The organism is Chitinophaga pinensis DSM 2588 (assembly GCF_000024005.1).
Lineage (GTDB): Bacteria > Bacteroidota > Bacteroidia > Chitinophagales > Chitinophagaceae > Chitinophaga > Chitinophaga pinensis.
Genome location: NC_013132.1, coordinates 754,468 through 774,955, shown reverse-complemented (window position 1 = coordinate 774,955; position 20,488 = coordinate 754,468). Strand labels below are relative to the sequence as shown.

General features: G+C 46.6%; 20 protein-coding genes and 1 riboswitch. Of the genes, 4 read left to right on the top strand and 16 right to left on the bottom strand.

Annotated elements, in window-relative coordinates; translation table 11 throughout:
• Nucleotides 1–23 precede the first annotated feature (23 nt).
• Both tmk and map read left to right on the top strand, forming a co-directional pair.
• Entirely contained in the window at nucleotides 24–710 is a 687-nt protein-coding gene (gene tmk / locus CPIN_RS03125) for a dTMP kinase (RefSeq protein WP_012788310.1), read from the top strand.
• A 7-nt stretch (nucleotides 711–717) separates the two neighbouring features.
• Complete coding sequence (gene map / locus CPIN_RS03120) at nucleotides 718–1,482, top strand: type I methionyl aminopeptidase (protein ID WP_012788309.1); 765 nt, start codon at nucleotides 718–720, stop codon at nucleotides 1,480–1,482.
• A gap of 83 nt (nucleotides 1,483–1,565) precedes the next feature.
• Here the strand turns inward: map and CPIN_RS03115 are convergent, their stop codons facing one another.
• The 6 genes from CPIN_RS03115 to CPIN_RS38585 form a co-directional block, all read right to left on the bottom strand.
• A complete protein-coding gene (locus CPIN_RS03115; RefSeq protein WP_012788308.1) occupies nucleotides 1,566–3,134 on the bottom strand; it encodes a RagB/SusD family nutrient uptake outer membrane protein in 1,569 nt (522 codons plus the stop codon).
• Between the two features lie 30 nt (nucleotides 3,135–3,164).
• Nucleotides 3,165–6,320, bottom strand: a complete 3,156-nt coding sequence (locus CPIN_RS03110; protein WP_012788307.1) for a SusC/RagA family TonB-linked outer membrane protein — start codon at nucleotides 6,318–6,320, stop codon at nucleotides 3,165–3,167.
• Between the two features lie 474 nt (nucleotides 6,321–6,794).
• Nucleotides 6,795–7,925, bottom strand: coding sequence for an esterase-like activity of phytase family protein (locus tag CPIN_RS03105; protein WP_012788305.1), 1,131 nt, complete (start codon nucleotides 7,923–7,925; stop codon nucleotides 6,795–6,797).
• Between the two features lie 130 nt (nucleotides 7,926–8,055).
• Complete coding sequence (locus tag CPIN_RS03100; protein ID WP_012788304.1) at nucleotides 8,056–8,883, bottom strand: ferritin-like domain-containing protein; 828 nt, start codon at nucleotides 8,881–8,883, stop codon at nucleotides 8,056–8,058.
• A 32-nt stretch (nucleotides 8,884–8,915) separates the two neighbouring features.
• Nucleotides 8,916–9,638: a ferritin-like domain-containing protein gene (locus CPIN_RS03095; RefSeq protein WP_012788303.1), complete on the bottom strand. Its 723-nt coding sequence runs from the start codon at nucleotides 9,636–9,638 to the stop codon at nucleotides 8,916–8,918.
• Between the two features lie 324 nt (nucleotides 9,639–9,962).
• Nucleotides 9,963–10,115 (bottom strand): lmo0937 family membrane protein, encoded by a 153-nt coding sequence (locus CPIN_RS38585; protein ID WP_012788302.1) that lies wholly within the window; start codon nucleotides 10,113–10,115, stop codon nucleotides 9,963–9,965.
• 313 nt (nucleotides 10,116–10,428) lie between these two features.
• On the opposite strand from CPIN_RS38585, the gene CPIN_RS03090 reads away from it, so the two are divergent.
• Complete coding sequence (locus tag CPIN_RS03090) at nucleotides 10,429–10,890, top strand: ferritin-like domain-containing protein (protein ID WP_012788301.1); 462 nt, start codon at nucleotides 10,429–10,431, stop codon at nucleotides 10,888–10,890.
• Between the two features lie 195 nt (nucleotides 10,891–11,085).
• On the opposite strand, the gene thiH is transcribed toward CPIN_RS03090, so the two are convergent.
• From thiH to thiS, 7 genes are all read right to left on the bottom strand, one after another.
• Complete coding sequence (gene thiH / locus CPIN_RS03085; RefSeq protein WP_012788300.1) at nucleotides 11,086–12,195, bottom strand: 2-iminoacetate synthase ThiH; 1,110 nt, start codon at nucleotides 12,193–12,195, stop codon at nucleotides 11,086–11,088.
• Nucleotides 12,196–12,206: 11 nt separating this feature from the next.
• On the bottom strand, nucleotides 12,207–12,980 hold the full coding sequence (locus tag CPIN_RS03080; protein ID WP_012788299.1) for a thiazole synthase: 774 nt from the start codon (nucleotides 12,978–12,980) through the stop codon (nucleotides 12,207–12,209).
• Nucleotides 12,977–13,591: a thiamine phosphate synthase gene (locus CPIN_RS03075; protein ID WP_012788298.1), complete on the bottom strand. Its 615-nt coding sequence runs from the start codon at nucleotides 13,589–13,591 to the stop codon at nucleotides 12,977–12,979. The genes CPIN_RS03080 and CPIN_RS03075 overlap by 4 nt, the downstream gene beginning before the upstream one ends.
• Nucleotides 13,588–14,355, bottom strand: a complete 768-nt coding sequence (locus CPIN_RS03070) for a hydroxymethylpyrimidine/phosphomethylpyrimidine kinase (RefSeq protein ID WP_012788297.1) — start codon at nucleotides 14,353–14,355, stop codon at nucleotides 13,588–13,590. The genes CPIN_RS03075 and CPIN_RS03070 overlap by 4 nt, the downstream gene beginning before the upstream one ends.
• On the bottom strand, nucleotides 14,328–14,942 hold the full coding sequence (locus tag CPIN_RS36275) for a thiamine phosphate synthase (protein WP_012788296.1): 615 nt from the start codon (nucleotides 14,940–14,942) through the stop codon (nucleotides 14,328–14,330). Before CPIN_RS36275 ends, CPIN_RS03070 begins: the two co-directional genes overlap by 28 nt.
• Nucleotides 14,942–16,771, bottom strand: coding sequence for a phosphomethylpyrimidine synthase ThiC (gene thiC / locus CPIN_RS03060; protein ID WP_012788295.1), 1,830 nt, complete (start codon nucleotides 16,769–16,771; stop codon nucleotides 14,942–14,944). The genes CPIN_RS36275 and thiC overlap by 1 nt, the downstream gene beginning before the upstream one ends.
• Nucleotides 16,772–16,924: 153 nt before the next feature.
• Entirely contained in the window at nucleotides 16,925–17,128 is a 204-nt protein-coding gene (gene thiS, locus CPIN_RS03055) for a sulfur carrier protein ThiS (protein WP_012788294.1), read from the bottom strand.
• Between the two features lie 84 nt (nucleotides 17,129–17,212).
• Nucleotides 17,213–17,321, bottom strand: a riboswitch (TPP riboswitch).
• Between the two features lie 45 nt (nucleotides 17,322–17,366).
• Here thiS and CPIN_RS03050 point away from each other — a divergent pair.
• Nucleotides 17,367–17,867 carry a lipocalin-like domain-containing protein gene (locus tag CPIN_RS03050; RefSeq protein WP_012788293.1) on the top strand — a complete coding sequence of 167 codons (501 nt, stop codon included), beginning with the start codon at nucleotides 17,367–17,369 and terminating at the stop codon, nucleotides 17,865–17,867.
• 83 nt (nucleotides 17,868–17,950) lie between these two features.
• Here the strand turns inward: CPIN_RS03050 and CPIN_RS03045 are convergent, their stop codons facing one another.
• From CPIN_RS03045 to dnaN, 3 genes are all read right to left on the bottom strand, one after another.
• Entirely contained in the window at nucleotides 17,951–18,208 is a 258-nt protein-coding gene (locus CPIN_RS03045) for a hypothetical protein (RefSeq protein ID WP_012788292.1), read from the bottom strand.
• A gap of 28 nt (nucleotides 18,209–18,236) precedes the next feature.
• Complete coding sequence (locus CPIN_RS03040) at nucleotides 18,237–19,055, bottom strand: sterol desaturase family protein (RefSeq protein WP_044220767.1); 819 nt, start codon at nucleotides 19,053–19,055, stop codon at nucleotides 18,237–18,239.
• A gap of 236 nt (nucleotides 19,056–19,291) precedes the next feature.
• The gene (dnaN, locus tag CPIN_RS03035; RefSeq protein WP_012788290.1) at nucleotides 19,292–20,410 is read right to left on the bottom strand and encodes a DNA polymerase III subunit beta; all 1,119 of its coding nucleotides are present in this window, start codon (nucleotides 20,408–20,410) and stop codon (nucleotides 19,292–19,294) included.
• Nucleotides 20,411–20,488: the final 78 nt, after the last annotated feature.

Below are 20,488 nucleotides of genomic sequence, written 5' to 3'. Positions count from 1 at the left end.
GCCGATAGTTTTAACTGATTTTAATGCAAAACAACAGCAGGTTTATAGCCATCGAAGGATTGGACGGAGCGGGCAAGTCCACACAGATCAATTTACTTCAACAGTTTTTCAACCAACAGGGTATAGAAACGAGGTTCGTACATTTTCCTATTGTACAGGAAGGCGTTTTTGGTGAAATGATCGCCAAATTCCTCAGGGGCGAGTTCGGAGATGTAAAAGACGTTCACCCGCAACTGGTAGCGCTGTTATTTGCAGAAGACAGAAAGGCTTTTTCACACACCATCAATGAATGGCTGGCCAGCGGATATGTAGTGTTGGTAGATCGCTATGTATTATCCAATATCGCTTTCCAGTGTGCAAAGCTGAAAACGGACAAAGAGAAACAAGAGCTGCGTGATTGGATCAATATGTTTGAATATGAATACAACCGTATTCCTCAGCCGGATCTTTCTGTGTACCTGGATGTTCCTTTCTCCCATACCGAACAGGCATTAGCCCGGCGTCGATCCGGAGAAGACAGGAAATACCTGAATGGAAAAGACGATATACATGAGAAAGATTTTTCCTTACAGCTGGCGGTAAAACGTGAGTATGAAATATTAGCGGATACAGACGCGACCGTGACGAAAATCGTTTGTTACGATCAGGACAATAAAATGCGATCTGTTGAAGAGATCCACGCAGCCATCATTCATAACATTACTAAATAATCAAGGTATGTCAATTACATCCAATGCAGATATTTCCGGTATGGAGGCCGTAAGCGAGGCAGTAGGTATTACACTGAAGAAAATGCGGGAATACGCAGCGCCGGGCATGTCTACGAGAGAACTGGATGAATATGGAGGAAGACTGCTCAGTGAACTGGGAGCAAGATCTGCTCCGAAGCTGACTTACGGTTTCCCTGGATGGACCTGTATCAGCCTGAATAACGAAGTAGCGCATGGTATTCCATCTGAACATAAGATCCTGAAAGAAGGAGATCTGATCAACGTAGATGTATCTGCAGAGCTGAATGGTTACTGGGGTGATAACGGCGGATCATTTGTATTGGGAGAAGATATTCACAATCATAATCCATTGGTGAACGCGTCCAAACTGATCTTACAGAAAGCGATCAATGAAATCAGAGGGGGTGTGAAGATCGCGGATGTGGGTGATCTGATAGAAAGATCTGCAAAAAAAATGGGTTACAGGGTGATTAAGAATCTGGTGGGTCATGGCATTGGCAGAAGCCTGCATGAAGAACCTAAAGAGATCCCTAATTACTACGATCGCAGAAATAAGAACCGCTTCCATAAAAACAGTGTAGTGGCTATAGAAACATTTATCTCTACAAAGGCATCTTATGCCTATGATATGGGAGATGGCTGGACATTGGTGACCAATGACGGCAGCTTTGTAGCGCAGCATGAACACACGATCATTGTAACGGATGGCAAGCCAGTGATACTGACAGCCTCCAACGGCATCTGGTCTTAAAGCGGCAACAGGATATTCATAAAAAGGAAAGAGGCTTATCACCATATGGTGATAAGCCTCTTTCCTTTTTATAAGCGGTTTGATTAGGAACCGTAACCTGGATTCTGAGGTCTCAGATTCGGGTTGTTACGAATTTCCTGGATCGGCAATGGGAACAGCAGGTGTTTATCTGCGAGAGTAGCACCGGAGTTCTTGTTAACGTGTCCTGTGAAGTTGTCGAAACCGTTGGTGTCTTCGTTGTACACTTTTTTCAGACGCACCATGTCAAACCAAACGATGCCTTCATAGGCAAATTCATGCCAACGCTCACGCCATACTGCTTCTTCGAAAGTTGCTTTTGTCAGACCTGATAATGCACCAAGATTAGCTCTGCCACGTACGCGGTTCAGTGCATCATAAGATGTTGCATTTGGTGATCCGTCTGCCTGGTTCTGTGCTTCCGCATAGATCAGCAGTGTTTCTGCGAAACGGATCTGTGGCATGTTCAGGTTACTTCTACCTGTACCTGGTTTACCAGGGGCGCCGTGACAAGCTACGTCAAAGAATTTGAAGAGATAAGGAGCACCCAGTGGGAACACTGCCCCCGAACCATCTACAAAGTAAGAAGTAAAGAAGAACTGCTGTTCGTCGGTACGTTTGTCAGTCGGATTATACTTCTTATAAGAATTGTAGAAAGATACTGTTGGAACAGAGCTACCTACACCACTACCATATGCAGAGATGTTTTTAGCCAGGGAGTTGTTTGGCAGCATCAGGGACTGCATCGGGTTACCCTCGATATCAGCCAGGTACTGTATTTCAAACAGGTGTTCCATTCTGTTGTTCTGTGTTACAGAATGCAGATCGTCATAGTTGGTGAACAGATTTACAACCGTTGGATTTGCTACTGAATAATCCAGTACTTCTTTCGCTTTATCTGCGGCGAGTTTGTAATACTCAGTACCCTTGTTCAGCGGCGCACCGGCCATTGTCAGGTATACTTTTGCCAGCTCAGTTTTGATAGCGGCAAGACCTACCCTTCCGGATGCGTCCATCCATGGCAGACCGGCTGCCTCCGCTGTTTTCAGGTCGGCAATGATCTGGTTGTACACTTCTTCAGTAGAAGTACGTGTAGGATAGAAATCAGGAGAACTTGCTGTTTGTGGTTTCAGGATCAGTGGTGCATCACCCCACAGTCTTACGACATAGAAGTAAGCCCATGCACGCATGAAGCTGGCTTCACCCAGTGTTCTTTTCTTTTGTGCTTCATCCATTGGATTGATGCCAGGGATCTTTTCCAGTGCCAGGTTGGCCTGTGCAATCACTCTGTAAGCGCCAGTCCACCATTGTCTTACATGCAGGTTATCACCATCATATACCAGACCTAACAGGTTGTTCAGATCGGAGTTCTGCGCTGTTGCAGTAGTGATAGTTCCGGTTGGCGCTTCCAGCATCTGGAAGTTGGCAGAGAAGATACCTGCACCGCTACCGATAAAACGGGCACGTGCATAAGCCGCATATACGGCAGCATCTGCGTGTTCCGGTATGGTGTAATAGCTGTCTGGCGACAGGTTGGATGGATCCTGTTCATCCAGGAAGTTGGAGCAACCGGTCATAAACAGGCTGCTTCCGAGTAATATGCCGAATGCGGTTTTCTTAATGTAGTTCTTCATGAGCATCTCTTTTTTCTGATAAATGTTGGATTAGAACGCAACGTTAGCGCCCAGCTGGAACGTGGTTGGTTTGGGATAATCGAAGAAAGTCTGACCCTGTGCGAATGGCTGGGTATAAGTACTAACTTCCGGATCATTACCACTGAACTTCGTAACCAGGAAGAAGTTCTGAACAGATGCATACAGTCTCAGTTTAGAGAGGTGCAGTCTTTTCAGAGATTCTGGTGAGAAGTTGTAACCCAGACCCAGGTTTCTACCACGCAGGAATGAACCATTTTCTACCCAGCGGGTATCAACGTTGGTTACATAACCAGCAGCCGGATCACGTGGAGCGGCGATATCAGTGTTCTGGTGATCTTCTGTCCAGTAGTTCAGTACTGATTTGAAGCTGTTTGCCAGACCTGTACGGTCTTCACCGGAGTGGTGAGTCATGTTCAGTACATCGTTACCGTATACGAACTGTAACTCGATCGTCAGATCCAGGTTTTTGTACTTGAAGGTGTTGAAGAAACCACCCCATCCGTCAGGGTTACCATTACCGATGATCATACGGTCAGCGTCATTGATCGCGTGGTCGCCGTTTACATCACGGTATTTGATATCGCCAGGCAGGATTGGTTTACCACCACGGTAGTCTTTAAACTGTGCTGCTTCAGCTGCTTCTTTAGTGCTCCAGGTACCTTCACGTACCAGGCCCCAGAAGGAACCTACAGGTTGTCCTACACGGAGGATGTTTGTCTGGTTGGTGAAGTTTGGACCACCCACGCCGAATACGTCGGCAGGAGTAGCGAGAGCCAGGATTTTATTTTTGTTGAAAGAGATGTTAAAGGTAGTGGTCCAGGTGAAGTCTTTTGTTTCAACGTTCACGCTGTTGATACCGATTTCAAGACCTTTGTTCTCCATAGAACCGATGTTTTTGCGGATAATGGTATAACCGCTGGTAGTAGGCACCGGTGCTTCGAGCAACATGTCCGTAGTTTTTCTGTAGTATACATCGGCTTCCAGGGAGATTCTGTTTTTCAACAGACCCAGTTCCACACCGAAATCATACTGCGCAGTTTTTTCCCATTTCAGGTCTTCGTTTGCGAGTCTGTTTGTACCAACACCCTGTACTTTCTGACCATTCAGCGGGAAAGCGTAGTCGTTGTTTGCAGCCAGCAGGGACAAAGAGCTATATGGATCGATCTCAGAGTTACCTGTCAGGCCGTAGCTGGTACGTACTTTCAGCGTAGAGATGGTCGGATTACCTTTCAGGAAAGGCTCTTCAGACACACGCCATGCCAATGCACCAGACGGGAAGATCGCATATTTGTTGTTAGGACCAAATTTGGAAGAACCATCCACACGACCTGTAATGGTTGCTAAGTATTTGTCTTTGTAGCTATAGTTTACACGACCGAAGTAGGAATTAAAAGCAAAACCCAGGTTACGTGAAGCAGCGCCGGAAGAAGGGATCAGACCTGCAGAACCGATACTGTTGGTCTGGAAGTAGTCGGTAGAGAAGTTCTCACCACGTACGTTGAAACCAAAGATGTTATCTTTCTGCCAGCCAAGACCAGCGAGTGCGCTGATGGAGTGTACCTGATTGAAACGTTTGTTATAAGTCAGGTAGTTTTCGAAAGACCAGTAAGTTTCTCTGTCATTCGCTACGATCGCAATACCTTTCTGTGTAGCAGAGATATCCAGCAGGGAGCGGCCGTTCCACTCGTTTCTGCCACGGGTCACTACGTTAGCACCTACCACACTGCGGAATTCCAGGCCTTTTGCCAGGGAGATTGTTGCGTAGGCATTACCCAGTACATTCTGCGTCTGGAGAACGTATTTACGGTCAGTCAGGATGTGAACAGGGTTAGAACCACCTTCAGCACCAGGATACAGTTTGTTATTGCTGTATGTGCCGTCCGGCATTTTTACAGGCAGGAAAGGCAGTGCTTCTGTGATCATACGCACGGAGTTCAGACCACCGGTACCGATATCTACCAGGTTTTCATCCTGGTTGGTATAACCCAGTGAACCACCCACTTTCAGCCAAGGTTTCATCTGGCTATCGAATGTGAAGCGAGCAGAATATCTTTTCAGATAAGAGTTCAGGAGCAGACCCTGGTCATTTCTGTAACCCAGGAAGAGACCGAACTGGCTGTTTTCATCACCACCGGTGAAGCCCAGCTGATGGCTGTGAGATACTTTTTTCTGTACTGATTCTTTGAACCAGTCAGTATCGTACAGTGGATTACCATTGCTGTCGAACAACAGTGGATTTGAACGTTTGATCTTTGGATCTTTGGACACGTAGTTACCTGCAGCCCAACCTACCGGATCATAGATCTCAGCATTTTTCCAGGCCAGGTCTTCTACCTGCATATATTCTCTTGCATTGAGCATTTCTACTCTGTGAGGACCAGGAATGTTGTAGGACAGACCTGCGTCATAAGTTACACGGCTACCGCTCGCATTACCTCTTTTAGTAGTAACGAGGATAACACCATTCGCACCTCTCGCACCATAAATTGCGGTAGAAGATGCATCTTTCAGTACTTCCACAGAAGCGATCTCATTCGGGTTAAGGAAGTCAATCGCGTTACTGTTCTGCGTTTGCGCACCTACCGGAATGACTACTCCATCGATCACATACAGTGGGTTACTGGTGGTGTTGATGGAGCTGAAACCGCGGATACGTACGTTGGTCTGACCACCCGGACGACCGGAGTTGGTATTAACCTGTACGCCCGGGATTCTGCCTGCCAGCGCCTGGTTCACAGATGCTGCCGGTCTTTCTTCCAGCTGAGCGGTTTTAACAGATGCTACGGAACCCGTCAGGTCAGAACGTCTCTGGGTACCATAACCTACTACTACAACGTCCTGGAGTGATTTTACGTCAGAGGACATGCTGACGTTAATGGTGCTGGCGCCATTAACCACCTTCTCCTGCGGCAGGTAGCCGATGAAGGAGAATACGATCGTACTTCCACTTGGAGCATCTATACTATACGTACCATCTGCTTTTGTTTGTGTACCAGTCGCCGTGCCTTTAAGTTGTACAGAAACCCCGGGGAGAGGCGAATTGTCCCGGTTGTCGAGGACTTTTCCGGAGATCTTCCGGCTTTGTGAGAACGCCTGCAATGTCATTAGCAATGCTAATGTTCCTTGCACAGCAATCCTCATGAAACGTGTGAATTTAGACTTCATATTCTGGAGGTTTTAGAGAATAGATTGGCTGGCCATGCAAACTTTCGTCCGCATATGCGTTCCTGAGATCAGATTATTGACAACTACACTACATCATTATTTTACGTGGCTCTGTAATGAAATAATTGAATGCTGATCGATATCCGTGGGATAAGGAAGAAGCTACAGTAAATAATTGATGATTCTATAACGTTTTCGGAATTCTACTTTTACTTCAATAGTTAAGTTTTAGATACGATTTCGGTTCTTTAGTATGTTAAGCTCGCGTTAAAAGTATAATATTTTTTAAGTAAAGTAAAACGTTTTTGCAAAAAACTTTTCCTGTCATGGAAACTGCCGTGGTAGTGACTAAAAGCCGGATTTCACGGCCTTACTACAAATATGAGAAACTGCTCTGTAAAAACAAAAAAAGGAAAGTAGCATTTTGGCATACTTTCCTTTAAACTTTATGATTAATGATAAAATAGTATCCCTCTACTCTACTTCAAATATAAAGAACTGTGTTTCCTCTCTTTTGTCGAAGTTATTATCGGCTACAAATATCATACTTCTGTGTCCATTTGGTAATATCGGACCGAAAGTCATACCCTCCACATTGTCTACATAGGTATGTAGGTCGTCGAAATTCAACAAAAGCGTTTTCTTTACTGGTATAAAGTTTTTAGTCGTCTTTAAAGACGCTACATTGTTAATATTAGTAGCATCCAGTATTTCTACTGTGAATACCCTGATCGTATTATTCTTTACACCACTGGAGTAAGAGCGTTCCATTACCAGCAGCTTGTTGGCTGATAAAGCAATTACATCTGAAATACCATTTACCCGGAAGTCATTGGCAGGTACCGGCTCGTGGGCAACAGGCTCCAGCTTGTAAGCATACTGAGCAACTGCCTTACGGTTTTTCATATCATACTTGATCAGTCGTACAAAGGCGCTGGTATCTTTGAAATCTGCTCTCGGACCGTCTTCATAACGAGGCTCTTCCAGGCTGACAAAAAGGTTTTGTCCATCAGGAGTAAGGCTCAGACCTTCAAATACGCCATTGCGTCTCGGACCGCTTTCAGAAGCATGCATCTGAAACTGTCCCGGTAAATAAAAACTATCCTGCAGCAAGCCGTTCATGTCAATTTCATAAACGCCGGGGTCATTGATGATATAGCCGGTCGGAGAAAGCAGGCGCTCCCCTTCACTGCTCCATATCAGTCTTCTGGTACGCGGATTATAACGCATCGCCTCCGGATCAGGTGCAAATTCAGCATTGGAAGGATAGACATTGCCGTTCCGCATACGCAGGGACGTGACGTCTTTAAAGACCACACTGTCGCCTGCTTTACCGGATAGCGGTATCTGCGCCGTATAGAACCTGGCTGGCTGATGTTCTGACCTGTCATCAGAGATGATATAATAGACGTTACGGGCGGTATCGTAATCTATGCCCGATAGTCCTCCGATTGTGGTACGGTTAAATGGCCTGTTGTATGGCACTACATACTTATGCAACAGCTTTAGGGATGAAATAGCCGGTACAGGGGCTTCAGTAACGACCGTTTTTTTGGCGGCAGTACAGGCTCCGAGTAAGACGGCCAATAGTAATAATTTTCTCATAGACGCATTTTTTGCATGTCTGCAAAAGTAGCGAATGAAAATAAGGAACCCTTCTGCATTGGCAGAAGGATTCCCTTTGTGACACCTTTTTGTGGGTACTTTCCCACAAGATATTGAACGGTTAAAGAGATTATTTTTTGATGAAGTTTCCTGCAATAGCAAGTACCGCGTCTTCCGTCAGGAATTCATCAAAGGCTTCTGTCGCAGCAGCTTTATCTACCTGCGTCGCAATACCCGTAATGGTGACGCCTGCCTGAACATCGTTATCTTCTCCGGCATATACCGGTTGGATGATCGCTACATTGTTCTCTGCATTGGTGATCCAGGGCTTTAATGCCGGTTGCGGTGCTGATGTAAGGTTCCTGCGCATATAACGTAAATGTGCTGCATGGCGTGCCTCTACGGAATGAATCTGCAGCGCTACAGTGAGTACCGCCGGATTTTCCATCAACACCGTTGCTTTGCCTTTATAAGCCCGTACACCGGTGTCTTCGAATGCCTGTGCTACTGTTAACAGTGTCGGATAGTCTGTGAACGTAGGCAGATTAAGCGCACCACCGGCGAAGTCGAAAGTAGGCTTAGTAACAGGTGTACCGCCAGCGCCGCTGATCGCTCCTTTTAATAGTGCTACGTGAGCTGCTTCATGGTTGGCAATAGTTGTAAATGCGGCCAGTGCAGCAGGTGTAGGGAATAAAGAGGTTTTAGTAATAGCGGTCGCATAAAATTCAGCTTCCAGGTATTCCAGTGTGAGCGCATAATTCAATACACCCAACACATCCTGCGGAGTGCGTCCGTAAGCCTTTTTCAACATGCTGCCTAATGCAAGCGGAATAGCTGATAATGCCAGTACACGGCCTATATTCCGGAATTGCTTCATCGCATCTCTGCGGGTATCAAGACGTCCGGATAGTTCGGCGTCCTGTTTTTCTAGTTCAGAGAATATATTTTGAAGATTCATTTTGATCAGTTTTACAATGAGGAATGCAGTTGTTATTTCGGCAACGTATTAGTGTCGATCTCTGTCTTGATATACACCTTTGCTGCCGCAAATACATCCTGCGGCGTTTTCGCAAAATCTAATCCGTTGGCATCTGCATCAGATGCGAAAGAACCGTTACTGATAAGGTCCCTGATCAATGCGGCATGTCTTGCTTCAACAGATACTATTTTACCGGCGAGCACCAGATAGTTGGGGGTAGTGATAAATTTCCCTGCTCCGTTATAGGCTGCAACACCCAGATCTTCGAAGGTTTTTGCAGCAGCGAGTACTTTATCCCTGCTGGTAAAATCAATGGTGGAGAAATCTACTGTCAGATTAGGTATTGCATTTGTTCCAAGCGCTTTACGGAAAAATTCTCTGTGCGCTATTTCATGATTCCGGATGTCGGTGAGGAAGATGCGTTCCACATCTGAAATACCTGTGTACGGAGTTGCTACTACCTGCGTATAAAAGGCTGCTTCCAGTTGTTCTAATGCAAAGGCATAATTTAACACTGCAAAGTCACCGCTACCTAGACTTACTCCTGTACCTGGAGCAACATCACCACCGCCATCTTCACTGCTACAGCCAGCTAATGATCCGGCGGTAATAACAGCAGCTCCCATAGCTCCCATACCAGCGTATTTGAGAAAAGTACGACGATGTACATTGGGCATGGCAATACCTTCCTCCTTACCATTACTGGCCACGGAGCGGGTTTTCCGTATGAACATAAAATGAGTTTTAGTGTGAATGAAAACTTATACGTGGTTGGTTAACCGAGAAAGAAAAATGAAAACGATAGAATAGAAATGGAAAGCTTCGCGAGAGCTGAAACACCAGATGCTTCCGGATCACACAGGTGCGTCTGATTGGATATACGGGGACTAAATCTATCTGGTTTTTAAATCCGATAAAAAATTATTCAATTGAAGTGCTTGACTGTAGCGGGTTTTCGTTAAATTACAAAGAGGTAATCAATCGTGCTGATAAGAGTGTTTATGTCTCTTCAGTACGATTGATTACCTTTCATACACAATGGAGCTTGGTTGCCTGGCCTAAACAGCCCGGCCGCGTATAATATTTACAAGAATAGCGATAATAGCCAGTACCAGCAGTGCATGTATAAGACCGCCAGCGGAGTAAACAAACGCACCCAGAACCCATCCGATAATCAGAATAACTGCGATTAAATAAAGTAAGCCGTTCATATCAAAAAGATTTGGTTAAAATTGTAAATAGAAAATTTATGCCAGATAGTGTTAATGGTCCCTGATACCCCAGAAGCCCAGTATGTATAAGCATTTCCAGGTATCACCCCCTTGCAGGAAGAATGTGTACCATCATTTCTGTACCTGTTTTTCATGTGGAACGTATTCCCCAGCAAGGGCAAAATGTCCGTCAGCGCGCTAATCGCAAACAGCCGTGAGCCCCGCTGCTGTTGAATGCAAAGAACTGGTCATATTTTTGAACCCCTACTTTCATATATATAATCATCATAGAATTATTTAAAAACCTACTATCATGCAACTCAATGAAAAATTGTTGGAAGCCCTGAATGACCTGGTCAGGATCAACCGTGATCGCGTGGAAGGATATAGAAAGGCAATTGATCAGACCGATGATGCGGACCTGAAAGCCCTGTTTCAAAGAATGGCAGAAGAAAGTAATACATATATAGAGCAGCTGAATAAATTATTGATCGAAAGTGGTGAAGAGACGCAGGGGCAATCTACTATCTACGGAAAGATTTACAGAACATGGATGGATGTGAAAGCTACTTTCTCCGGACACGACCGTCATTCTATCCTCTCCGCCTGCGAATACGGAGAAGCTGCGGCACAGCGGACTTATGAGGAGATATTACGCTCCAGTATACCGATGCCTTATAGTGTCAGAGAACTGATCGCTAACCAGAAAGGAGCGCTCAGAGGCTCAAGAGAGACTGTAAGAACTTACAGGGACCTGGAGAAGATCCCTCATTGATGAGTCGCCGTTCATTTTGAATAGCGTTGTTCTTTTTGTTCAAGATTGATAGCAACGTGGTTGTTCATTATGAGCATCTTACATTTGAAATGTAAGATTAAGCGGCTACTTATCTCTATAAGTAACAAATTTCAGTAATGGATTTAGGTAAATTCACAGCCCCGCCAAAAAGCGGGGCTGACCTTATTATACTCTTTAATAGCCTTCGTCCCAATCCTTCCAGACCGGCTCATATCCCTGCGCCCGCAGCATACCACCGATGCTCGCCGGACTACGGTCATCCGATATCTCAAATTGCTCCAGGGAAGACAGATCCGTGGCATACCCTCCGGGATTCGTTTTAGAGCCTGCACTGAGCGCTGTAATACCCAGTTTGATAACATTGTCCCGGAACCTCGGCGTTTCGCGGGTAGAGAGGCTTAATTCCACTTCCTGATCCAGTAGCCGGTAGGCACAGATCAGCTGTACCAGTTCCCGGTCGTTCATTTCCACTTTAGGAGGCAATCCGCCTGAACAGGGGCGCAACCTTGGAAATGAAATACTGTACTTTGTTTGCCAGTAGGTCTTTTCCAGGTATTGCAGGTGTAAGGCCGTAAAGAAGCTGTCTGTACGCCAGTCTTCCAGTCCGATCAGCACCCCCAACCCCATTTTGTGGATACCTGCTCTGCCGAGCCTGTCCGGTGTATCCAGCCGGTAGTGGAAGTTGGATTTCTTACCCTTTGGATGATGCAGCTTATAATCTGCCTGATGATAGGTTTCCTGGTAGACGAGCACGCCATGCAAACCATGAGGTTTTAGCGCTGCATAGTCCGCTTCGTCCATGGGTTGTACCTCCATGGAAATGTTCGCAAAATGCGGCCGGATGGTCTCCAGTGCCTCCTGGAAATACTGCAGCCCTACCGTCTGATTTGCCTCTCCGGTTACCAGCAATACATGATCGTATCCCATTGCCTTAATAACGGCTACTTCCCGCAGTATTTCGTCCTTATTCAGCGTCTTTCTGGCAATCTTGTTATCCAGACTGAAACCGCAGTAGGTACAGATATTCTGACATTCATTACTGAGGTACAGCGGTATGTACAATTGCATGGTGTTGCCAAAACGTTGTTGCGTCAGCTGCCGGCTGAGTTGGGCCATCTGTTCAAGATAAGGCGCCGCAGCCGGTGATATCAGCGCCTTAAAGTCCTCCAGCGTCCGTTTGTTACTATAGAGCGCAGCTTCTACATCACGGGCTGTTTTGGCATAAATGGAGACTTTTATATCGTCCCAGTCGTGCTGGTCAAAAATGTCTTTGAATCCTGACATGGTGAATGGATTTATACTTCATCAAGGAAACCTGTCAGCGGACTGGAAGCTACTGCTTCCCGGCGTACGGCAGGGAGTCCTGCTTCATAGGCTTGTCTGCCGGCAATTACAGCCTGTCTGAAAGCACGCGCCATCAATACCGGGTCTTTTGCCACCGCAATAGCTGTGTTGACCAGCACGGCATCCGCACCGATCTCCATGGCTTTTGCCGCATCCGACGGACTGCCAATACCGGCGTCCACCACGACAGGTACATTACTCTGTTCAATGATGATCTCTAAAAAGTCGATTGTTTTCAGACCTTTATTACTACCTATCGGTGCACCAAGCGGCATCACTGCCGCCGTACCTGCTTCTTCCAGCCGCTTACAAAGCACCGGGTCGGCATGTACATAAGGCAATACGATAAAACCGAGTTTTACCAGCTCTTCTGCTGCTTTCAGCGTTTCTATCGGATCGGGAAGTAAATACCGGGGATCAGGATGTATCTCCAGCTTCAGCCAGTTTGTTTCCAGTGCTTCCCTGGCCAGTTGTGCTGCGTAAACAGCTTCTTTTGCTGTTCTTACTCCGGAAGTATTGGGCAATAGTTTTAACTGCGGATGATGTACATGTTGCAGCATGTCGTCTGACTGGTTATGCACATCTACCCTTTTCAATGCTACGGTAACCAATTCGGAGCCCGATTCCAGTAAGGCCGCTTCCATGATACCAGGGGAAGAGAATTTACCCGTACCTGTAAACAGCCGTGAGGAAAAGGTATGTCCTGCTATAACGAGAGGTGTCATATTGTAAGTGATGATACGGTTTGAGATTTATTTGCAGCGTGCGTGATTAATCCACTGACAGCAATACCATGTATACCTGTCGCCATGAGCGCCGGTATATCTTCTGCCAGTATCCCGCCGATCGCAATGACCGGAATATGGATGCCCATATCCTTGAGCGACTGCATGATACCGGCAATACCTTCCAGTCCGAGTATAGGACTGAGTTTTTCTTTTGTCCTGGTAAAGCGGTAAGGGCCGACTCCGACATAATCTGCGCCGTCTTTTACGTGAACGAGAATGTCTTCCAATGTATTGGCTGTGCCACCAATGATAAATGTTTCACCGGTCAGGACACGTGCTTCTGCTACGGTCATATCCAGCTTGCCGACATGTACGCCATGTGCCCCTACTTTCTTTGCAATGTCAGGATGATCATTGATGATCAATGTGGCATTGTACTTCGAACAGATGGCTTTTGCCGTCATGGCTGTGCTGAGTATTGTTTCGGACGCTTCGTTTTTGATGCGGAGCTGTATCCATCTGCAACCGGCCTCACAGGCTTCCTGTATGTTGTCCAGGTGAGTCGCACCGGCCGTTTGCTGTGATATGTAATGCAATGAGCTGATCATGAGTTGTGATAACCTAATAGTGATGAATGACTGGCCAGAAACTTTTCTGTGTACAGTTTGGCCGTTATGCAGGCGGTTGATAAAGGAACACCGGCAGCCAGTTGTGCGGTGATAGCTGCACTCAGCACGCAACCTGATCCGTGTTTCGGATATACCTTTCCTTTGCCGGCAGGTATATCGAGTACTTTATCTGTGTCGTTCTGTGCAGATAAATACAGGCTGTCAATGCCGGGTTTATCTTCCCGGTGTCCGCCTTTCAATAGTACTGCGCAATAAGCCGATAATACGCGGGCTGCGGTTTGTCCCTCCCTTTCTCCGCTTAACAGCAATGCTTCCTGGAGATTGGGCGTCAACAGGTATAACTGCTGTAATACCGATTTCCAGGCACTCAGACGTGTATCATCATGAAAGGTGTATCCGGCACTGGCTTTGAGAACAGGATCCAGTACGATCCGGATATCCGGTGTGATGGCCCTGATAGCATTGATGACTTCCAGCATGGTATGCACATCTTTCATGATACCGATCTTGCAGTATTGTACAGGAAAGCTTTCCAGTAAAGGTTGCGCCTGTGCGATGATCTGTGCAGCAGACTGCCATTCGGCAGATACGAACCGCGTATCCGTTTGTACGGTCAGGGCGGTACACACACCGAGTCCGTAGGTACCCAGTGCCTCAAACGTTTTGATATCTGCCAGTAAACCTGCTCCTGCGGAAGGATCAAGACCGGCGAGGCTTAAGACAAATGGGCGGTGTTGTGCCATAGCTTCCGGATGTGGCGGAACCTGCTGATTGCTGTCGCAGGTTGCTGCCAGATGGCGCCCAGAAGGGCAATCCCGTCAAACTGCATATTGCGGGCTTTTATTGCGGTATTATGATCTATTCCTCCCAGCGCCAGTACCTTACCCTGGTAAGCTCCCTTAGACAGTTTGAAATCTTCCCTGAACAAGCTATTATGACCTGGTTTGGAGATGCTGTCAAAGATAGGCGCCAGCAACTGCTGGCCCCAGTGAACATCAGCTGTCTGTAAAGCGGCTGTTGTATGCACACTGGTGCTGAGCAGCCAGCCTTGCTGCCGGTAGGTAGCGATATCGGCTGCTGTTAGCAGACTGCCCGCATTTTCGCTGAAGTGTATGCCCTGCAAACCATACTTCTCACAAAGCGCCGGATGCCCGGCGATCATGAGTTTACTGTAACAGGAGGCGTCTGCTGCCAGCAACAGCTGTTCATAATCAGCGGCCGACCATCCTGGTTTGCGTAGCAGGATGCTGTCAGCGCCTTCATCGAGCAGCTGTTGCCAGTAAAGCGTTTCTTCCGGCAGCCAGGCAGGAGGTGTGATGATCTGTATCATTAAAAATAGATGGCCCCACCCTGTTCTTTGAATGCGTTCGCCTGTTCCGCCATTCCTGTTTCCAGTGCCAGCGTTTCATCTATCTGTTGAGAAGCGGCATAATCGCGTACTTCCTGTGTGATCTTCATCGAACAGAAATGTGGTCCGCACATGGAGCAGAAGTGAGCCACTTTTGCACCTTCGGCAGGCAGTGTTTCGTCATGATAAGAACGTGCTGTTTCCGGATCGAGAGACAGATTGAACTGGTCTTCCCATCTGAATTCAAAGCGGGCTTTACTCAATGCGTTGTCACGGTGTTGCGCACCAGGATGACCTTTTGCGAGGTCGGCGGCATGAGCGGCAATTTTATAAGTGATAACCCCTTGTCTTACATCTTCTTTATCAGGCAATCCGAGGTGTTCTTTTGGTGTTACGTAACACAGCATAGCGGTACCGAACCAGCCGATCATTGCGGCTCCGATAGCGGATGTGATATGGTCGTAACCTGGGGCGATGTCTGTAGTTAAGGGGCCGAGTGTGTAGAACGGCGCTTCTTTACAATGCTCCAGCTGTTTATCCATGTTCTCCTTGATCAGGTGCATCGGTACGTGTCCTGGTCCTTCGATCATGGTCTGTATATCATGTTTCCAGGCGTGGTGTGTCAGTTCGCCGAGTGTTTCCAGTTCTGCGAATTGTGCTGCATCATTTGCATCGGCGATACTACCCGGACGTAAACCATCTCCCAGAGAAAAGGCGACATCGTATGCCTTCATGATCTCGCAGATTTCTTCAAAATGGGTATAGAGGAAGTTTTCCTTGTGATGTGCCAGACACCATTTTGCGAGGATCGATCCACCACGGGATACGATACCGGTCGTGCGTCGTGCGGTAAGTGGTACATAACGCAGCAGTACGCCGGCATGAATGGTGAAGTAGTCAACACCCTGTTCTGCCTGTTCAATCAGGGTATCACGGAATATTTCCCAGTTCAGCTCTTCTGCTTTTCCGTTCACTTTTTCCAGTGCCTGATAGATTGGTACGGTACCGATAGGCACAGGAGAGTTACGGATGATCCATTCTCTTGTTTCATGAATGTGTTTGCCGGTGCTGAGATCCATGATGGTATCAGCGCCCCAGCGGCAGGCCCATACGGCTTTTTCTACTTCTTCTTCTATGCTGGAGGTAACGGCGGAGTTACCGATGTTGGCATTGATCTTCACCAGGAAATTGCGCCCGATGATCATGGGTTCACTTTCCGGGTGATTGATATTATTGGGAATGATGGCGCGGCCGGCAGCTACTTCCTGTCTGACGAATTCAGGGGTGATGAACTTTACGGGCGTATTAGCGCCGAAGGATTGTCCTTTGTGTTGTTGCCAGAGGGCATTATTTTCCTGGAAGAGTTTTTCTACGCACTGGTTTTCACGCGTGGCGATGTATTCCATCTCCCGGGTGATGATGCCTTTTTTAGCATAGTGCATCTGGGATACGTTATGGCCGGCTTTTGCTCTCATCGGAGAATGCTGATAAGAAAAGCGCAGGGAGTCGAGACGATTGTCTTCCAGTCTTTGTCTGCCATAATCAGAAGTGATACCTGGCAGTTTATCCACATCGTCACGATCGAGGATCCATTTTTCACGCAGTCTGGGCAGACCCTGGCGTACATCGATGTGAGCATCAGGATCGGTGTATGGTCCGCTGGTATCATATACCACTACCGGTGCATTGGGAACTTCCTCCCCTTTAGAACCGTGCAGGCGTGTGTTTGTCAGCGTTATTTCTCTCATGGCGACGCCATCGACGTAGATTTTTCTGGACGCCGGGAATGGCGTACGGGAAATGGAATGCATAATCGTTGAATGATTTACAGATCAGGAATTAAGTTGGAAAAATGTTGAATAGCAGGGTGGCTGGTGTACAATGTGTTCACGTATGGGCATGACAATGCCCTTATGGCAATGCAGGTCCATCAGCAATTCTTTTGTGTACAACAGGTCGTTGGATTATCCTCCCTGCGTGGCACGGATGATCGTGACCTTATCAGCGGACTGCAAGGTCTGATCGGGCCAGGAGGTCTTTGGTATAACCTGGCTGTTGACGGCGATGGCTACGCCTTTTTCTGATGATAGTTGGATAAACTGTAAGAGGGCAGCGACAGTTGTTCCTGGCTGCACCGCATAAAGTTTATTGTTTACAAGCACTTCCATGTTTGCAGGGAATTTAGTTGAACAATAAACTTTAAGGATGGAAAGGATGGAGAATTCAGCTATGTTTACCTGTGATAACGTGTATCAGGTCAGGTAACTTTTTCCTACGGCAGTATGAACTGCATCAGGTCTGAGGGTCTCATCTCAGCTTCCCGGTTGTTTTAGTTCCCGGGAAACACCCCTAAAGTGCCTTAAAGGTAGTTAAAATTGTTAAACTAGTATTCCTATCTTTGGAGCTATGAAAAAAAGTCTGCTTTTGTCAGTGATCTGTACAGTTATAGCTACATCATGTCAGCAGCCTGCTCCTTCTACAACAACTGTTGAAGTGGAAGACAGCAGTCTGATAGATGTACCGGATACTGTAACGCCGGAAACGGTCATTGATTCTGTTGCAATGATAAAGGCAGATACGGTTTCATACAGTGAGGAGCAGTTGCTGGGAAAGTGGCTGCAACCGGTACCTGGGGTTGATAAAGCGACACAGGGTTTTCAGTTAAAGAAGAAGGGGACGATTACGTCTATCAATACTTATTCAATGGTGTATGACAAGTGGAGTGTTTCACATGATACGCTGTTGTTCTGGAGTCACATAGAGGGTACGCGGCAGAAGGATTCTGCCGTTGTCATAGATACTACACTTATCAGGGCGCTGACAGATACTTCGTTAGTGCTGTTTCCTATCAAAGCTGCGGAGGGATACCTCGAAGAATATAAAAAGGCGGACAAAAAAAGGAAGTAAGTCTACCATAGTCCACAGGCAACAAACAGTATCGCGTTATACTGCCTGCTGCCTGTAAACAGATTATAGTAGTCATGAACTTACTAGTTATACATTTGCCACAATGCGACAGCGCATGCTACTACTGCCATGAATACACCGGCAGTGGCTACTTGTGTGTCGTCGATATTTTTGTGGGCTTTTAAGATGGAAAGTCCGCCGATAACTATAGCAGCTACACCAAATACGAGTGCTGTACTTGGGTTCCTTGCGACGAAGGCATATACTGCTGAGAATATACCTGCAAACATGGAAACGAAGCAGGCTATTTTAGTGGGGGTGGACGTGGTGTGCTGTTGCATATGATGATGAATTAAGCGTGATAATAATTTAGTTTATAATCTTTTCCTGCCTGGTTTGTTCCCAGGGCACTTTCAGGAGTGTCCCGATGTGTTGATAATGATCGTCCTGATACTCATCCAGTCCGTAGCGTAGTTGCGTTACATCTTTTACTTTCACGAATGTGCCGAAGAGGCGATCCCAGAACGAGAAAATGTTCGCATAATTGGAGTCGGTTTCCGGCTGATAATGACTGTGATGTACCTTATGCATGTCAGGCGATACAATGACGTAGCTAAGGGTACTATCCAGCCATTTGGGCAGACGGATGTTCGCATGGTTAAACTGTGACATGAACGCTGAGATGGTCTGGTATAACATGACCATCCAGATGGGTATGCCCATTACAACAATGGCGAGCAGTAAGGCGATAACTCTGAAAATGCTTTCCACGGGATGGTGTCTCAGGGCGGTAGTGGTATCTACCGCTGTATCGATATGATGGATCTTATGGAAGTGCCACATCCAGGCTATTTTATGCTGGATGACGTGTACGAGGTAAGCGCCTACCAGATCCATCATCATGACCGCTATCAGGCAGTGTAGCCAGATGGGCAGCGGAAAGGTGTACAACAGGCCAAAATGTGCCTTTGCGGTCCATTCTGATGCGGTGACGATCAGGAATGCGAAACCAAGGTTAACGACGGCTGTGGTTAACGTAAAGAACAAATTGGTACCTGCATGTTTATAACGATCTCCTTTGAATGAGAGGCGGGGTATAGCGCCTTCGATCATCCAGAGAAGTACGAGTCCACCTACGAGAAAGGCGGTGCGATACCACGGAGGAATATTATTAAAAAATTCTTCCATACGGGAATCAGTTTTGTCTGCATGGATGGGTCCCATGCGGTTTATTATTCAACGTGAAATAGTGGTCATCAAACTGGGGCAAATCAAGTCGTTACTGTCCTTATTGCTGCTATTAATTTACGACTTTTTCAAATAACAAATCTTTTGAAAGTGGCTATGGTAAAAGAAAAAAGCAATCTCCTTGTGAGAGATTGCTTTATAAATAAACATTAGTTATTAGTTGTTGGAGCAGCGGCTTAGTTATTCAACATAAGCGGCATTACCAGCATCAGCAGGTCTTCGTTTTCTTCTTTTTCAGAAGGTTTCAGGATACCTGCTTTGGTTGGTGTAGACAATTCGATCGTGATTTCATCACCTTCTGCTGCGTTCAGCATTTCGATCAGGAACTTCGCGTTGAAAGCGATCTGCATATCGTCGCCGGTGTACTGGCAACTCATACGCTCATTACCTTCGAAAGAGAAGTCAACGTCCTGTGCAGATAGTTGCAGTTCGCTACCGGTGATGCTCAGGGCTACCTGGTTGGTGCTCTTGTTGGCAAAAACGCTTACGCGTTTCAGCGCGTTCTGGAAATCACTTTTAGCGACTGTCAGGCGGTACGGGTTATCTTTTGGAATAACCACTTTATAGTCAGGGAATCTTGCGTCGATCAGGCGACAGATCATCTGGGCGCCATCATGCATTACGAAGAAGTGGTTCTGGCTATAGGCGATTTTAATTTCGCTGTCGTTGTCAGGTAATGCGGATTTCAGCAGGTTCAGCGGTTTTTTAGGCACGATGAAGGTTTCTGCTTTCGGGCATTCAACGCCGGTTCTAACGTATTTTACCAGACGGTGAGCGTCGGTTGCTACGAAAGTGAGGCTGGTTGGTGTCAGTTCGAAGAAAACACCTGTCATGGCAGGACGAAGGTCGTCGTTGCTTACGGCAAACAGGGTTTTGTTGATGGCTGTAACCAGGGCTGTTGCTGAAACGGTGAATGAAGTTGTATCATCCGCAGCTGGTTCTTTCGGGAAGTTCTCAGGATTCTCTCCCATCACCTTGTACTTACCGTTGTCGGAAGTAATTTCAACCGCGTATGAGTTAAGATCTATATGAAACGTGAGCGGCTGGTCAGGCAGGTTTTTGAGTGAATCCATCAGGATCTTAGCCGGGATACAGATACGGCCGCTTTCTTTGGCTTCAACCTCCAGCTTTACCTTCATCACAGTCTCGAGATCCGTAGCTACTACAGTCAGTTCGTTCTTATCGATCAGGAAAAGGAAATCTTCCAATATAGGCAACACCGTATTAGAGTTGATCACCCCGCTGATCTGCTGCAATTGTTTTAACAAAGTAGAGGAAGAAACGATAAACTTCATGTGATATATTGTATTTACTTTTTGCTTTATTCAAAAATAGCCGTGTAATGGCCGGTGAGGCGATTGACCGAAATTCGG

Coding starts and splice junctions, on each gene's coding strand:
- tmk (WP_012788310.1), top strand. CDS start 24: ATGCAAAACAACAGCAGGTTTATAGCCATCGAAGGATTGGACGGAGCG.
- map (WP_012788309.1), top strand. CDS start 718: ATGTCAATTACATCCAATGCAGATATTTCCGGTATGGAGGCCGTAAGC.
- CPIN_RS03115 (WP_012788308.1), bottom strand. CDS start 3,134: ATGAAGAACTACATTAAGAAAACCGCATTCGGCATATTACTCGGAAGC.
- CPIN_RS03110 (WP_012788307.1), bottom strand. CDS start 6,320: ATGAAGTCTAAATTCACACGTTTCATGAGGATTGCTGTGCAAGGAACA.
- CPIN_RS03105 (WP_012788305.1), bottom strand. CDS start 7,925: ATGAGAAAATTATTACTATTGGCCGTCTTACTCGGAGCCTGTACTGCC.
- CPIN_RS03100 (WP_012788304.1), bottom strand. CDS start 8,883: ATGAATCTTCAAAATATATTCTCTGAACTAGAAAAACAGGACGCCGAA.
- CPIN_RS03095 (WP_012788303.1), bottom strand. CDS start 9,638: ATGTTCATACGGAAAACCCGCTCCGTGGCCAGTAATGGTAAGGAGGAA.
- CPIN_RS38585 (WP_012788302.1), bottom strand. CDS start 10,115: ATGAACGGCTTACTTTATTTAATCGCAGTTATTCTGATTATCGGATGG.
- CPIN_RS03090 (WP_012788301.1), top strand. CDS start 10,429: ATGCAACTCAATGAAAAATTGTTGGAAGCCCTGAATGACCTGGTCAGG.
- thiH (WP_012788300.1), bottom strand. CDS start 12,195: ATGTCAGGATTCAAAGACATTTTTGACCAGCACGACTGGGACGATATA.
- CPIN_RS03080 (WP_012788299.1), bottom strand. CDS start 12,980: ATGACACCTCTCGTTATAGCAGGACATACCTTTTCCTCACGGCTGTTT.
- CPIN_RS03075 (WP_012788298.1), bottom strand. CDS start 13,591: ATGATCAGCTCATTGCATTACATATCACAGCAAACGGCCGGTGCGACT.
- CPIN_RS03070 (WP_012788297.1), bottom strand. CDS start 14,355: ATGGCACAACACCGCCCATTTGTCTTAAGCCTCGCCGGTCTTGATCCT.
- CPIN_RS36275 (WP_012788296.1), bottom strand. CDS start 14,942: ATGATACAGATCATCACACCTCCTGCCTGGCTGCCGGAAGAAACGCTT.
- thiC (WP_012788295.1), bottom strand. CDS start 16,771: ATGCATTCCATTTCCCGTACGCCATTCCCGGCGTCCAGAAAAATCTAC.
- thiS (WP_012788294.1), bottom strand. CDS start 17,128: ATGGAAGTGCTTGTAAACAATAAACTTTATGCGGTGCAGCCAGGAACA.
- CPIN_RS03050 (WP_012788293.1), top strand. CDS start 17,367: ATGAAAAAAAGTCTGCTTTTGTCAGTGATCTGTACAGTTATAGCTACA.
- CPIN_RS03045 (WP_012788292.1), bottom strand. CDS start 18,208: ATGCAACAGCACACCACGTCCACCCCCACTAAAATAGCCTGCTTCGTT.
- CPIN_RS03040 (WP_044220767.1), bottom strand. CDS start 19,055: ATGGAAGAATTTTTTAATAATATTCCTCCGTGGTATCGCACCGCCTTT.
- dnaN (WP_012788290.1), bottom strand. CDS start 20,410: ATGAAGTTTATCGTTTCTTCCTCTACTTTGTTAAAACAATTGCAGCAG.